Genomic DNA, 13,915 nt, shown 5'->3' on the forward strand with positions numbered 1-13,915 from the left:
TTAACCTTATAGACAATTGACCATAGACAATTGACCAAGCGGCATCCATGTTCTATCAGCAGCAGCAACCACCTCCTGAACCGCCATAATGATAAGTAGGAGCGGTCACCACCACATCCGGCCGATCTAACTGCCGAAAGTAAGCGGCTGTTTTCTGACACACCGGGTGGGGAATATCCCTCGGCACAATGCTGCCTTCGTCATCCCATAGCCGCTCTTTGCCGAAATAGATGATTGTTTCCCCGGCAAAAATACGGGCTCCTCCCTCAGGCACCGGTTGTTTATAGGCAACCAATTCCAGGGATTCCAGCAGGATATTTTCGGTTAAGGAATAACGCTCTTTATCTAAAAGCCGGTAGGGCCTGCGGGCTCTGATTTCAATGGTGCCAAACCCCGCCCCGCTGATTTGCTGCAGATAGTCCTCATAACTCAGCGCCCCGGATAAGCACATGGCCCGGAGACGTTCGTTGCGCCGCAAGTGCTCCGGTATGGGCTGCGCGGCAATTGGATCGGATATATAAAGCCGTCCCCCCGGCTTTAAAGCCCTGTGCATTTCCCGGAGAGCCCGGTTCAGGTCATCTCCCTCAAAAATATTAAAGAGGCAGTTTTGGGCAGCCACATTCACACTTTCATCCGCTACAGGAAGATCAAGGGCATCCCCTTCCCGTAAGTCAATAAAAGCGGATTGAAACCAGCTGTTGGCTTCCTCGGCAAGCTTAAAGTTAGAACGGGCTTTGGCCAACATTTCCGGCACTCGGTCCACGGCGATGACCGAGGCGGCCCGGCGGGTAAAATAAGCAAATTCCAGAGCCTCCATACCGCCCCCTACACCGACGTAGAGAATGGTGTCCTGAGGCTTGAGCTCCCCCAAATGAACCGTGGTGCCGCAGCCATAATTCATCTCGCTCATAGCCGTAGGTACAGTCAGCCCGGGAAGATAACGGCTGGGTTGTGAGATGCAGCATAGGGAGGCCTGGGGTGTCAATGCCGCCTCTTTGTATAATTCGTGAGTGATCTTTAAGTAACTCATGGTTTTCCTGCCTTCTTTCTTTGTCTCATTTCAGTACAGCACAGTGGGTTACAGCGCATCAAAACTGTACACCGGCTCCGGGAATCCTGCCCAGAAGTTTGTCCACTAGCTCAGTAAATTGTTATCACGATTCTCCCGGCTCAGGCTGACCCTGCGGTCAAAGACCTGATCAACCAATCTTACGGTCCGTTCCGTATTATCCAAGGATGGGAAAATAACATAGGATTTGATCGCGGCTTCGACCTGCTGACGGACCACTTTGGTTAACAGCTCGGTATTCTTTTCATAGACTCTTTCTGCCAATGCTTTGTTGATTAAATTCCGAACCGTATCGGATACGGTTTCTCCCCTTTTCTCGGCAATCCATTTGATTTGATCCACCATGGCTGCAGGCATTTTTACCGTGACAGATTTAAGTTCTGATCCCACATCAAATACCTCCTGATTTTCGTCTTACCGGCTAATTCCTTAATTATCAGCTTATTAAAGGATACTTACTGCTTTTTGTCTTACCGGTCCTTTCACACCAGAAACATATGCAAGAAACATGCCAACTGCGGTCAAGTTCACAATTCCTTGTCTATCAGGCTTTTCCAGCCTTTTGTCCCGGGAGCGCCTGGCCTGATTATGTCTCAATATAGCAAAGGTTTTTCATAATGAAACTCCGCCCGGGTCAACCCCAGATTCGAACCCGGATTCGAATCTGACAACTCCTCTTGAGCAGAGGACCGGCAGATACCGACAGGGCCTGACGCACTACGTTATGAGCAACGTTTTGCATCAGGCCCGTTTCATTCAGGTGTCTATATGCTTCATTCAGGTATCTATACTCTCATCAGGTATCTATACACTCATTTGAATGACTTTGGCCCAATCCGGGGCTGTTCCATCTCCTGACAACACGACGATGACCTTCATTCCTTGCGGCGGCTGCTCCGGCCATGCTGTATAACCGTCGGTCAATACGATTCCCACCTGGGGCAACGGCCTCAGCCTCGATACACCTTCCAGGCCGGCTCTCATATCTGTTCCGCCACCGCCGGTAAGCCGGATTTGCTCCGGACGAAACACCCTGCGGCAGGATTGAACCGTATGATCCACGGCCAGGACCCGAACTCCTTCTTGCCGGCCCAAGGCTTTAAGAATGCCGGAAATCTCGGCAAGAGTCCGGGCCAGCATCGGATCGGATATACTGGCGCTGGTATCCGCTATGATGGCAACCGCCGGCACAGGCCGCCGCATGGAGGGCAAAATAACCTCTCCCTGGCCAACCTTTCCCTGGCGCCGGGAGGGGCGGCTGTAAGAATAATCCGTGGCTCCTGCCGTATCCGCTACAGTGGAGCGGATTGCCGAGGCAAGCTGTTTTTTCCAGTCGATCTTGGGGCGGAGTTTTTCCTCAGCCCACCGTACCAAATGTCCGGGAACCTTTCCCTGCCCTCTGACATGCTCTTCGATTTGATTGGCCACATCCCGCCGGATCAGCTCTCCTTCCACCGGGCTGATCCCGGATGTTGAGCCTTTGCCGGGGGGCTCCTCCTCCCAAGGGGCCCTTTGACCTGTTGCACAGGAACCGCAGCGGCCTGAACCAGGTATAGGTAAGTCCTCATCTTTATAACTTGGACTGTTTTTCTTCACCGGAGTCTTCTCCCCCTGACCATCCTTCTCATGTGTTCTATCCGCAGCATGAGTATCTTTGCCATTCTCATCATGGGAATGGCCGGGGCTGTTACCTTGATCACTCTCCTGCCCGGGTGCATCCGTTTGTTCATTCTTGGGGGAGCCGTCTGCAGACTTTTCCTGGCCCGCCAATGCTGTATAGTACTCCTCGGCAAGCAGATTATCCGGCAGACCGATGGATTGAGGGGTAACCGGCTGCACCGGAAATTTGACCCCTTCACGGATCAGGTCATCGTTGATTTCCGCATCAGCAGCCAGATTGCTTAATTTAGGATTAAAAGATTTCATTCGCTCCGGATGATCCCGAAGCAGATGACAGATCTCATGGTAAAGAACTCCTCCCATTATTTCCGGGGGCCACTGAGACAAAACTCCAGGATCATAATAGAGCCGCCAATACATATCCACGGCCAGAGTCCCCAAGCCCGGCTTCGCTACCGATCGGAGAGCCCAGGCGGCAGAAGCCAGATAGGGACGCTCTTTGATCAGGCGCAGGCGGGCCGCCTGCAATTCCTGCGGAAAAGTCACGCCATAAACACCTCCAGGCATTTTAAGGCTTCAATGGTTTCCAGGAGTCCGGAAGAATCACCGGCCCGACAGGCACCTGTTGGCAAGCTGTTTTCATCCGCCGTGATTTTCCGGGTTTCTTCCCTCTGCCTGCTCATCGTTTCCTCCAGATTGGTTGAAGCTTTGTCTAAGCCATAAAAAGGCAGGTACCCCGGAAAAAAGTAAGTGTAGCGATAGTTTTTGAGTTTCGGCAGAAAAACCGGAGGATAGTTCTCGATAACCTTTTTCAGAAGGGGGGCAGCATCCTCTGCCCAGATAGAAAAGGAGTGAATCCGGCTGTCGGCAATACTGATCCGTGATGAGCAGACAGGCTTATCCTGTTTAATGGTATAAAGGCGATACTCTTCGCCCCCCTCTTGATTAAGGCAGACTTCTGTCTTCCATAAACCGGGACGTTGGCGATGAATCGTTTCAAGTTCTTCAACCCAGCCTTGACCCAGAGTGATTTTAAAAACCACATAGATAAGATAGGCCGGCAGATTCGAACTTGTGCTGTTATAGAAATCCAGTCTGGGTTCATGGCCGGCCCCCATGCCCACGATGACCCGGCCACATTTATAAATTTTCGAGGCATTCTCCGCCCAGGGAAGGTTTTTATAAGGGGTGGCTGAAGAGTTCACATCAGGCCCCCCTGCTGCAGCAGCGGCACAAATTCACGAAGCTCTTTTTGGGGCAGAGGAAATTCGGGCCTGCGGGCCGCTGCTAATTTTTTGGCGGCCACCGCTGCCACATCCTTTTTCCCCTGCTCCGCAGCCAGAGCAAGTACGAGCCAGGCGGCGGCCCAGCGTTCTTTCGTCAGCCTTCCCGTAGCTGCCGTTATGACTGCGGTCAATATGGCAAAGGACTGATCTCCCCGGTCCGGCAGTTTAAGCCGGGTTGGGTCGGCCAGTATTTCTTCCGGATCCGGCAGATCCAAATCTTTGCGCCAGGCGAGGAATTCCAGGCAGGCGCCCTCCCCGATGCAGCCCGCCAAAAGTGCGGCCACCACGTCATCCTCTGCCGTCACGGAATCTGCTGCCGCCAATAACCGGGCAGCCATGGCCCATGACCTCGGCGACGGCCAGGCCCGGCCGGCTTGACTTTCATCACTGGGCACCTGCAGCAGCAAGTGAGGTCTGTGCCGGATAAAGGAGGCAAGCAGCCCTTGCTTACCTGTTACGGCATCTTCCCAACCTTGAGGGAGACGGGCTGAATGGCTTATAGACCATCCGTGAATCATGCCATCAATCCACCCCTGGGTGTCCAATGACCAATAAAGATGGCAGAACCGGTTGGCCAACGGGGGGGACAGATCCCATCCGCCAACCGCCTGTTCCGGCGGATTGGCCGAGGCAACCACGGAAACACTGCCGGGCAAAGCCAAATCGCCCACCGCCCTTTCCAAAACAACCCTCAATAAGGCAGACTGAACGGCCGGTGGCGCTGTGGACAGTTCATCGAGAAAGAGCACTCCTTTCCCGGCACGTGCCAGGCGATGGGCCCAAGCCGGCGGCTCCAGGTGTACGCCCGCTTCACCTACTACAGGCAGACCGGAAAAATCCGCAGGTTCACGAATGGAAGCGATAACCACTTCCAGCGGCAGTTCCAGAGTCTCCGCAAGGGAAGTTATCGTCGCTGTTTTTCCCACACCGGGGGGACCCCAGGTGAGTATGGGAACCCCGGCCTGCAAAGCAATCGAAAGAGCAGGTACTATGGACATAGTCTTGCACCTCATTCATTCTGTAGGTTCATCCTATATGTTATATTTTGCCAGATACTTTCCGGATTTATAACTTAACCCAGCCATAATGCTTTATATCCAGCCAAAAGCAAAAACTTCCCATCCTTCCAGAGAAGAGATGAGAAGTTTATTCAATAAAGTTTGGCACTGAAAGCAGATTCACCGTTGGTCTGAATATAACCGGTCGGGCAGAATTGTCTACAGGCTTTGCATTCTCCGCAACCTTCCGGATGGGACCGGCTGCCGACAAAGCTGATGCGAAGCTTTTTCCCGCGGCCCAGGAAGGTCAGGTGATTTCTGCCGGTCTTTTGGCAAACGGCAATACAGCGGCCGCAGAGAATGCATCCTGGCTGGGCTTTCGTCCCCAGGCCCGGAGGATTTGTCCCAGGGGGGGCTAAATCCTTCCCCCTGGCAATCTGCCTGAGCATGTTTTCCAGGGCTGTGTCCGGAAACGGACCTCTCTGCAGTAACAGCCAGGCAGCCCAGGCACGCTTGTTCAGAATTCCCGGTGAATCGGTCCGCACCTGCAGGCCTGCCCGGCAATACAGCTCGCAGGCATGCCGGGTTTCCCATTGACCGCCCTGATTGACTTCTACAATACACAAGCTGCACCGGCTATGCCCCCCCAACCGGGGGTGATAACATAAAGCCGGAACAGTAAACCCATTGTCCACCAATACCGTCAGGAGCACTCCATTCTCATCTGCTTCCAGCTGCTTGCCGTCAACCTGGATTGTAATGCGTGGGGCCACCTACTCATCTCCATTCCCAGCAGATAATTTCCCCGCCCCGTCGGAAACGGCTCTGATGCATCCTTGAGGACAGATCTGCCGGCAGGTCCAACAGCGCTGACAAAGCAGATGGTCAATATAATAGCGTTGCGGGCCACGTTTGGCGGGATTCTTCTTAATGGCTTTAACAGGACAGTATTTCATCACACAGTCGTTACAATCCGAACATCGCCTATACTCAATTTCAAAACGAATCATTGCTTTGCAGGAGGCAGCCGGACAGATCCCCTTAAGGTGAGCTTCATACTCACTGCGAAAATAGCGCAGGGAGGTCAGCAGTGGATTGACTGCCCCGCGGCCCAGCCCGCAGGCGGAGAGGCCGGCGACCAGGGCGCTCAGTTCTTCCAGCTCTCCAAGCAGCTCAGCTGTCCCATGGTTGGCCATCATTGCTTGCAGCAGCTCTTCCAGCCGGCCCAGGCCATCCCGGCAAAAAAGGCAGCGGCCGCAGGATTCATCGGCCATAAAGCGGATCAGATGACAGGACAGATCCACAAGGCAGTGCCCCTGATTCAGGACGACCAGACCACCGGAGCCGAGCATAGCCCCCATAGCTTCAATGGAGGAATAATCCAGGGCAAAGTCCGTGTAGGGCACAAAACCCCCTGAAGGCCCGCCGATCTGCAAAGTCTTGACCGTATCCGCCGAAGCACCCCCAATCTGCTCGACGATTGCCGGGGAGCGGATACCCAAAGGGACCTCAATACAACCCATATTCGGAATATCTCCGGTCAGGCAAAATATTTTTGTCCCGGCACTGTCGGCAGTGCCTGTTTCCCGAAACGTTGCGGCGCCATGGGTTATGATCCAGGGCACATTGGCCAGGGTCTCCACATTGTTGATGATGGTGGGATGACCGCAATAGCCCTGTTGGGCAGGGTAAGGGGGCCGCCGGCGCGGCTGGCCGCGGCGGCCCTCCATGGCCTCGAGCATGGCGGTTTCTTCCCCGCAGACGAAAGCCCCGGCGCTCTGGACCAGTTTTATGTTCAGGGAGAAGGGCGTTGCGAGAATATTCTTCCCTAAAAAGCCGGCGGCTTCAGCATCCTGGATAGCCCGGCCCATAGTTTCCACGGCCAGGGGATATTCTCTGCGGATAAAGAGATAAGCCTCCCGGGCGCCGGTGGCATAGGCCGCCAGCAGCATACCTTCCAGGACCCGGTGGGGATCGCTTTCCATGAGCGTCCTGTCCATGTAAGCACTGGGGTCTCCTTCATCCCCATTGGCGATCAGGATGCGGTGAGGATCGCGGCTCTCTGCCGCAATCTCCCATTTGCGGCCGGTGGGGAATCCCCCACCGCCTCTGCCCCGTAATCCGGAAGCACTGATTGTGCCGATAACCTCTTCCGGCCGCAGGGTCAGCAAGGCTTTGGCCAGGGCAAAATAGCCCCCCGTTGCGGTATACTCAGGCAGACTGAAAGGATCGATCAAGCCGCAGTGTTCCAGCACATGCCTCTTTTGGTGCTGAAAAAAATCATGCAGAGCCTGGCTGGCAAAAGACTCCGGAATCAGGTCGGCAAACCCGGTGAGCAACCCCGGTTCTTTCTCCCGCAGGCTGAGCTTGACGCCTCGATTGGCGGTACCTTTCAAGGCTGTATGGATGACCGGCCAATGGTTGGAACTGTCCGCCCTGCAGTAAAGGTAGTGCATCCCCTCCGCTGTACGGACGTCGATCAGCGGTTCTTCAAAGCAAGCGCCAAGACAGCCGGCCCGGCTGACTATGACTTTATCTTTAAAATCTTCCCGCCGCGCCAGGAGCTCAAGGCGCTTCCCTGCCCCTGCGGCCAGCCCGCAGGAAGCCATGCCGATACTGATCCTGCTCATCCGGGGCGGGCAAAGCCGGCGGTTGCCTTTTGCCGCCAGCCTGGCCAGCCGTGAGGGGACCTCAGTCAAGCCGCAGCGTTCCGCCAGCCTGGCAATGATCGGGTGGGGCTGATGTTCTGTGTTCATTTCCGCATTAACTTCCATGTTTACGCACCTTGTCCCCCGTCACACCTTCTTAAACTGGCCAGCTTTTCGGTTATCTGGGTGAATTTTACTTTGCCCTCCAACTCCTTATTGGTGATGGTTACCGGTGCCAGACTGCAGGCCCCAACACATTGAACCTTTTCCACGGTAATAAATCCGTCGGGGGAAGTTCCGTATTCATCCAGGTCCAGGCCGCTCACCAGACGGTTATAGATCAAATCGGCACCGCAAGCGTAGCAGGCTGTCCCGGAACAGACCAAGAGATGATTCCGGCCCAGAGGGCGCGTACGGTAGGATGAGAAAAAGCTCATCAGTCCATGGAGTACGGATTCCGGCGTTCCGGACAAAACCGCTAATTCTTCCAGATCCCTTTCAGCAATGTATCCGTTTTTTTCCTGAAGCTGATTCAAAATATTCAGCAGCTGCTTCTGATCATCTGCGGGTATTTCCCCCATGATTTGCGCTAAGCACAGCTTGTTATCAGTATGAGTGCTCATCAACTTGACCTCCATTTGCAGGGATAGTGTTGCCGGATGCCGGATTGCTGCAGAATGTTCTTCGAAAATCGCTGCAATGCTCTTTCTCCGGCGACATATTAATTCTGAGGGCAATTTTCTCACAACCTCGATGGACCTTTCAAAGACTTTGTTCATAAATGATGCAAGAAATGTGCCAAGCTTTTGAACCCCCATGCAACCGAACCAAGCGGCTTTCAGCTCATAATTCCACATTCTCCAAAGAACAAAATGGGAAAAATCCTTTCATTTTGAGACACGGAGATCAGGACCACCATCCAAGCTTGATTTAAGATAAAGCTATTTTCCGGCGGCAATTCTGCCCGCCCGGCGTCCGAAGGTGACCGTGCGGCCGCAAGCAGCACCGGTGGAGAGATTAGGATAACTATGGGCGAAATACGCTCCGGAATCATTCCCCACCACATACAGACCTTCAATGGGGCTGCCGTCTTTGCCGACGGCATTCATGTTCGTGTTGATTTGGATGCCATCCATCGTGCAAAGGATAAATCCACAGTTCTTAGCTCCATAAAAGGGGGCCTTGCGGACAGGGCTGAGGCGGCTGGCCTCTTTGCCAAAATCCTGATCCTCACCAAGCTCATACAGCCTGTTATAACGCTCAACAGTCTTCACCAGCTGATCGGCAGGCAGATGCAGACCCTTGGCCAATTCTTCCAGGGTATCAGCCTTGACGACAAACCCCTCTTCCACCAGGCCGGGCAACATTTCATGTTCCACAGCCTGAAAGGGAATATTAGGGTCGGCACCGTTTTCAAAAGGAAACATACGGCTGCAGCCATGGGTAGCGAAGCTCTGGATGTGGGCCGTCCAATCTGAATCGAAAATCGTATAATGAGACCGATCTTTCTGGAACGCATCGGCGTGAAGAATCCCATCGTAGGTTCCGGACTCGTTGAAAAAACGCTGGCCATCGGCATTCACTTTCAGCCAGGGCTGGCTGCCCATCCAAAAGAATCCCGACTCGCCGGATTTGGCCTGCTCCAGTCCCGGCACAGCAGCGGGCTTCAGGGCGCAGCGGTCAAAGGCCATCATGCTATGGGTATCATCGAACTTGGCGCCGGCCCAGATGCAGGCGCGGATCCCATCACCGGTGGTCCCGGGAATGGCTTCATTGCGCCCTAAAAGTGCTGAATTCTCCGGTTGAAGGGCCTCCAGCATCTCGTAATTCCGGCCATACCCCCCTGTACACACAATCACTCCCTTGCCGGCATTGATCCGGATGGGTTGATCCTTGGCATCTGTGGCATATACCCCCACCACTCTGCCCTTATCGATAATGAGTTTTTGCATTTTGGTTTCATACTTAAATTCCACACCCAAAGATGCGGCATAATCGCACAGCACCGTGTTGCCATTAAGCTCCTGGCCTTTCCCGTCATTGCTCCCTGTCCAACGGGGGCTGTGACCGGTGGCAAAATAGGGGTAGCGTTCAGCGTCTCCCGCGCCCCCTTCATGCCACAATTGAACATTACGCTCAGCAAGACGATCCCCATACCAGTTGATGGTCTCTCCCGACTCCTCGCAGAACGTCCGGATGAGACGCTGGTCCACACGTCCGGCGGCTGTCTTCGTCATCTCGGTTATATAAGCAAACTTATCGATCTTTGTTCCCAAAGCTTGCTGATAGCGGCTGTTGAGGGCACCCAGGTCATCACGCACCCCGCCGCCGGAAGAGTTTTTCTCGATCACCAGGGTTTTAGCGCCGTTTTCAGCGGCGGAACAGCAGGCAAACAAGCCGCCGGTACCGCAGCCAACCACCAGAACCTCTGTATCAATAATACTGACACAATCCGCGTCGGAAATATCCGGTTCAGCACCAAGCCAGGCTGAGCTGTCTGAATTAGCGGCAGCGTCCGCCGTATTATCCGGCAGAATCACACTCTCCCCTTTGGCCTGGGCGATACAGGCCGCGGCGGCTTTCATAACCCCCTGGCTGGTGACCGATGCCCCGCTTACCACGTCAATGGCCGCGGACTGTGCTTCCAGCAGCTTTTGCCTGAGGGTCCCACCGGCCGCCTGTCCGATGTCCTTGGTCTCGCCGGAAACATCCAGCTGCACATCGGTTATTCTCTCGGCGTCGAAGGTCATGGTCACTTTTATGGTGCTGATCCCTTCAGCTGTAGCCGAGTAGGTACCGGGGATGTAGGTCCCTTTAGCGGCCGTTTGGCTGCTGCATCCCGCCAATACTCCCACAGCAGCCGCGCTGACAACCCCGGCGGCCCCCTTCAAAAAATTACGCCGGTTCAATTCATTTCCTTTCATCCATGCATGCCTCCTAAAAAGTAATTATTTATATTGGCCTAACCGTAATCCATAGCAATAATTATGCCAACTGCTCAAGAGCCTTTAAATTCAGGGGGTTTGACCTTTTTCTAAGTTTAGGGGACAGCAAAAAAGAGGATTTTGAGACAAAATCCTCTTCAAAAAATATCTTTCAGCCCATTTTCTCATTTTGGGACCCGTTTTTGAGTAAAATCAGGGATGAAATGAAAAACCTGCTTTAATTTTTGAGAAACAAATCATATTCTTTAATCTTCCGGTAAAGGGTTGATTTACTCATCCCCAGCAATTCCGAAGCGATGCGGATATTGTTGTTGGTCTGCTGCAAAGCCCTTTCGATGGCTACTTTCTCCAACTCATTTATAGATGTTATCTTATCTTTGCCACAGTCATCCACTTTGCCGCTCGTTAAAGGCTGCGCCTTGGGGTTATTGGCCTGAGTGTTTTCAAGCACGATCTCACTGGGAAAATCCTCCGGCCTGATCTGCCCGTTCTTGGCCATCGTGACCGCGTAGAGAACCGCATTCTGCAATTGCCGCACATTGCCGGGCCAATCGTATTTCAGCAGCATATACTTGGCTGTTTTGCTCAGGGAGGGGACGCGGATCTTTTGTTTTTGGGCATACAGCTTTATATAATGCTCCGCCAGATGGAGGATATCTCCCCCCCGTTCCCGTAAAGGAGGGATGCAGATCTTAAAGGTGGCGATACGATAATATAAATCTTCACGAAATTGATTATTCCTGGTCAGCTTAAGCAGATCCTTATTGGTCGCTGTAATCAAGCGGAAATCCACCGGGATAGAGCGGTTCCCTCCCACCCGTTTCACCTTTTTTTCTTCGATCACTCTTAAAAGCACGGCCTGCAGTTCCAAAGGCATATCGCCGATTTCATCCAAAAAGAGGGTGCCCCCATTGGCCTGCTCAATTTTTCCGATCCGGCCCTGGCGTTCCGCTCCGGTAAAGGAGCCCCCTTCATACCCGAACAATTCGCTTTCAATCAGCGTTCTGGGGATCGCCGCACAGTTTTCCGCCACAAAGGGTCCCCGGGGACGGCTTTCATTGTGGATGGACTGAGCAAATACTTCTTTTCCGGTACCGCTCTCCCCTTGAATCAGGATATTGGCCTCGATCCTGGCAAATTTTCTGGCATTATCTATGGTCGTCAACATAGCTGCCGATTCCCCAAGAATCTCTTTAAACTTGAATTGGGCTTCTGAATGATTGGGAGATCGCTCCTGGGCCGGGATGGCATACAATCTATTTTTTCCTAACAGCTGAATTTCGTTCTGGATAGCCCAGGCCGTGGAAACCACCAACCCCAAGGAATGAGAGCTCTGCCGCTGTATATATGGACTGGCGATGGAGAGAACCCCCTCCAGGCCGCCGTTGGCATTAAAGATCGGGGCGGAAGAGCAGGAGGAATGAGAAAAGCTTTCACAATAGTGCTCGGAGCCACAAACCTGGGTAGGACATTGCAAGAAAATGCTGAGGGCATGGGAGCATGTCCCCACCGTTGCTTCTGTCCATACCCCTCCCGGTAAAAGCTGCAATTGGGTGTTGGTGTTTTTGGCTTCCTGAAAGTCACCTTCAACCACCCTTAAAATGACTCCCTGTTCGTCCGTCAGCATGATAAAGCAATGGGTGTTGGCTGCGATGCTTTCAAGCTGTTCGATATAGGGCTCGGCAGCTTTTAACAGCTTTTCTTTTTCACTTACTCTCTTGGAAAATGCTTTCTGGTTAAGGGCCGGCGCTTTGGAGCAATCCTGCATATCCACATGATATTCCTGAAACGACCTCAGCCAGGATTCGGCAATATCAAGGCGTACTATATCAACATCTTTGAGTTTAACTCTGTTGTTAATCAAATCCAGCTTTAATTGCCTGACCTTGTCAATATAAACAATATCTGCTTCATCAAGCTCGAACCTTAACGAGCTATCGATATTCCTTATGATTGGACTCAGATAATTTTCAATAGATAACATCCATAATCGCCCCTTCCAAGGCTGGCCTCAACTTTACTTCCATTATACATCTTTTCACAATCCTTGCATCACTTTTCTCCGGATTGCCCTTTGCTACATGAGAAAAACGCCGACAGATGCCGGCGGTCAAGATTCTGATCGTGAGGCTTTGGGAACAACTCCTCCTGGGGGCGGCGGGTATACGGGGGGGAGCTGGCGGCCGCATTCGGGGCAGAATATGGCCTCGGCTGGAGGTTCAGTACGACAGTCAGGGCATATTCGGGTTCTGCGGTTCAATATTTTGGTGAGCTTGCCGCACCGGTTACATAAGGTGCATCCATATCCGCACATCATGGCCTCCCCTTGGGCCCCCGCCGGCAACTGCCGGCGGAAGCCCGCTTTCTTCAGAAACGAAGCTCAGACTGCTCCGTCACAGAACCGTCGTCTAATCCAAAAGGGCCACCAGTTCAAACCAGTAGCATAGATCCTTTCCCGCCAGCAGATGATTGAAATCGATGGTCACCGTATCCGGGGTTGCAGCAACGCACCTGACCGGCACGGACTGCCGGGAAATGGGGTGTTCCCAGGCAATGATACTCCCCGGCTCCAGCCGTTCCCCGCCCTTGACAAACCAGCGGGGATAAGTCTTCACACCTTCCGGATCATGGGCACCGTAGGCCTTGGCGCTGGGAATAACGTACTCTCCCCGACCGCCAATCTCCATCTCATTCAAGATATCCTCCACTCCCGGTGGCACCTGACCGGCGCCGATGATAATCCGCACCGGTTCACCCTGGGAACGGTCTTCCACCATCTCCTCCCCCACCGGGCCGCCCCGGTAGCGGACAAGGACGCATTTCCCCGAACGCTGCCTGTATTTCTCCGCCATTACTTATCTTCCACTTTCTTGATATCCACCAGTTCCACCCGGTCATCGGCGCGGTGCACCGTGTTCTGGAAGTGGTCCACGGCTTTGACATCAATGGCGGCGGCACGGTGGCGCTTCTCATTTTGGGAAACAAATTTCCCCTTAGCTTCCAGTGGTTTATACTGGGGCACCCAAAGCACCTGCTTGGGCTTGGCGGCTAATTTCTCAGCCAGCTCTTTTACCGGTCCGTAAGTCATGACATTGGCCAGGCAATGATGAACACAGATCGGTCCCCGCCCGCCGGCGGTACGGTCCGCGCAAAGGTCGCAAAGATCCGTGGGTATGGGAATCCGGTTAAAATTGAACCTGTCCCCTTCTATATTCCAGGGGCCGTCATCATAGAGACGGATGCCCCATTTCCCTACCGGATAATTGTGTTCCTCCTTGCAGGACACCACGCAGGATTCACAGCCGCTGCAGTATTCGTAGTCAATAAGGAGTCCGTATACTTCACTCAT

12 protein-coding genes are annotated in these 13,915 nt (G+C 53.4%); all 12 read right to left on the reverse strand.

Going from position 1 to position 13,915, the window contains the following annotated elements; genetic code table 11:
• Positions 1 to 55: 55 nt before the first annotated feature.
• Positions 56 to 1,030 (reverse strand): arsenosugar biosynthesis arsenite methyltransferase ArsM, encoded by a 975-nt coding sequence (gene arsM, locus BUA14_RS04355; RefSeq protein ID WP_072771448.1) that lies wholly within the window; start codon positions 1,028 to 1,030, stop codon positions 56 to 58.
• Positions 1,031 to 1,135: 105 nt separating this feature from the next.
• The gene (locus tag BUA14_RS04360) at positions 1,136 to 1,459 is read right to left on the reverse strand and encodes a hypothetical protein (protein ID WP_011461163.1); all 324 of its coding nucleotides are present in this window, start codon (positions 1,457 to 1,459) and stop codon (positions 1,136 to 1,138) included.
• Between the two features lie 414 nt (positions 1,460 to 1,873).
• Positions 1,874 to 3,256, reverse strand: coding sequence for a vWA domain-containing protein (locus BUA14_RS04365; RefSeq protein WP_072771449.1), 1,383 nt, complete (start codon positions 3,254 to 3,256; stop codon positions 1,874 to 1,876).
• Positions 3,232 to 3,894 carry a hypothetical protein gene (locus BUA14_RS04370; RefSeq protein WP_072771450.1) on the reverse strand — a complete coding sequence of 221 codons (663 nt, stop codon included), beginning with the start codon at positions 3,892 to 3,894 and terminating at the stop codon, positions 3,232 to 3,234. The genes BUA14_RS04365 and BUA14_RS04370 overlap by 25 nt, the downstream gene beginning before the upstream one ends.
• The gene (locus BUA14_RS04375; RefSeq protein ID WP_072771451.1) at positions 3,891 to 4,973 is read right to left on the reverse strand and encodes an AAA family ATPase; all 1,083 of its coding nucleotides are present in this window, start codon (positions 4,971 to 4,973) and stop codon (positions 3,891 to 3,893) included. The genes BUA14_RS04370 and BUA14_RS04375 overlap by 4 nt, the downstream gene beginning before the upstream one ends.
• Before the next feature lie 152 nt (positions 4,974 to 5,125).
• Positions 5,126 to 5,746: a 2Fe-2S iron-sulfur cluster-binding protein gene (locus BUA14_RS04380; protein ID WP_072771452.1), complete on the reverse strand. Its 621-nt coding sequence runs from the start codon at positions 5,744 to 5,746 to the stop codon at positions 5,126 to 5,128.
• Positions 5,747 to 7,747 carry an NADH-ubiquinone oxidoreductase-F iron-sulfur binding region domain-containing protein gene (locus tag BUA14_RS04385; RefSeq protein WP_084078419.1) on the reverse strand — a complete coding sequence of 667 codons (2,001 nt, stop codon included), beginning with the start codon at positions 7,745 to 7,747 and terminating at the stop codon, positions 5,747 to 5,749. It abuts the gene before it with no gap.
• A gap of 2 nt (positions 7,748 to 7,749) precedes the next feature.
• Entirely contained in the window at positions 7,750 to 8,244 is a 495-nt protein-coding gene (locus BUA14_RS04390) for an NADH-quinone oxidoreductase subunit NuoE family protein (RefSeq protein ID WP_178371627.1), read from the reverse strand.
• Positions 8,245 to 8,562: 318 nt separating this feature from the next.
• Positions 8,563 to 10,545 (reverse strand): FAD-dependent oxidoreductase, encoded by a 1,983-nt coding sequence (locus tag BUA14_RS04395; protein WP_072771454.1) that lies wholly within the window; start codon positions 10,543 to 10,545, stop codon positions 8,563 to 8,565.
• A gap of 238 nt (positions 10,546 to 10,783) precedes the next feature.
• Positions 10,784 to 12,550, reverse strand: coding sequence for a sigma-54-dependent Fis family transcriptional regulator (locus BUA14_RS04400; RefSeq protein ID WP_072771455.1), 1,767 nt, complete (start codon positions 12,548 to 12,550; stop codon positions 10,784 to 10,786).
• A 424-nt stretch (positions 12,551 to 12,974) separates the two neighbouring features.
• Complete coding sequence (locus BUA14_RS04405; RefSeq protein WP_072771456.1) at positions 12,975 to 13,418, reverse strand: FKBP-type peptidyl-prolyl cis-trans isomerase; 444 nt, start codon at positions 13,416 to 13,418, stop codon at positions 12,975 to 12,977.
• The gene (locus tag BUA14_RS04410; RefSeq protein WP_072771457.1) at positions 13,418 to 13,915 is read right to left on the reverse strand and encodes an oxidoreductase; all 498 of its coding nucleotides are present in this window, start codon (positions 13,913 to 13,915) and stop codon (positions 13,418 to 13,420) included. Before BUA14_RS04410 ends, BUA14_RS04405 begins: the two co-directional genes overlap by 1 nt.

Source organism: Desulfitobacterium chlororespirans DSM 11544, from assembly GCF_900143285.1.
Lineage (GTDB): Bacteria > Bacillota > Desulfitobacteriia > Desulfitobacteriales > Desulfitobacteriaceae > Desulfitobacterium > Desulfitobacterium chlororespirans.

Excerpts from the sequence above, each read along its gene's own strand:
- BUA14_RS04385 (WP_084078419.1), bottom strand. The coding sequence starts at position 7,747 with ATGGAAGTTAATGCGGAAATGAACACAGAACATCAGCCCCACCCGATC.
- BUA14_RS04395 (WP_072771454.1), bottom strand. The coding sequence starts at position 10,545 with ATGAAAGGAAATGAATTGAACCGGCGTAATTTTTTGAAGGGGGCCGCC.
- BUA14_RS04390 (WP_178371627.1), bottom strand. The coding sequence starts at position 8,244 with ATGAGCACTCATACTGATAACAAGCTGTGCTTAGCGCAAATCATGGGG.
- BUA14_RS04410 (WP_072771457.1), bottom strand. The coding sequence starts at position 13,915 with ATGAGTGAAGTATACGGACTCCTTATTGACTACGAATACTGCAGCGGC.
- BUA14_RS04365 (WP_072771449.1), bottom strand. The coding sequence starts at position 3,256 with ATGCCTGGAGGTGTTTATGGCGTGACTTTTCCGCAGGAATTGCAGGCG.
- BUA14_RS04375 (WP_072771451.1), bottom strand. The coding sequence starts at position 4,973 with ATGTCCATAGTACCTGCTCTTTCGATTGCTTTGCAGGCCGGGGTTCCC.
- arsM (WP_072771448.1), bottom strand. The coding sequence starts at position 1,030 with ATGAGTTACTTAAAGATCACTCACGAATTATACAAAGAGGCGGCATTG.
- BUA14_RS04400 (WP_072771455.1), bottom strand. The coding sequence starts at position 12,550 with ATGTTATCTATTGAAAATTATCTGAGTCCAATCATAAGGAATATCGAT.
- BUA14_RS04405 (WP_072771456.1), bottom strand. The coding sequence starts at position 13,418 with ATGGCGGAGAAATACAGGCAGCGTTCGGGGAAATGCGTCCTTGTCCGC.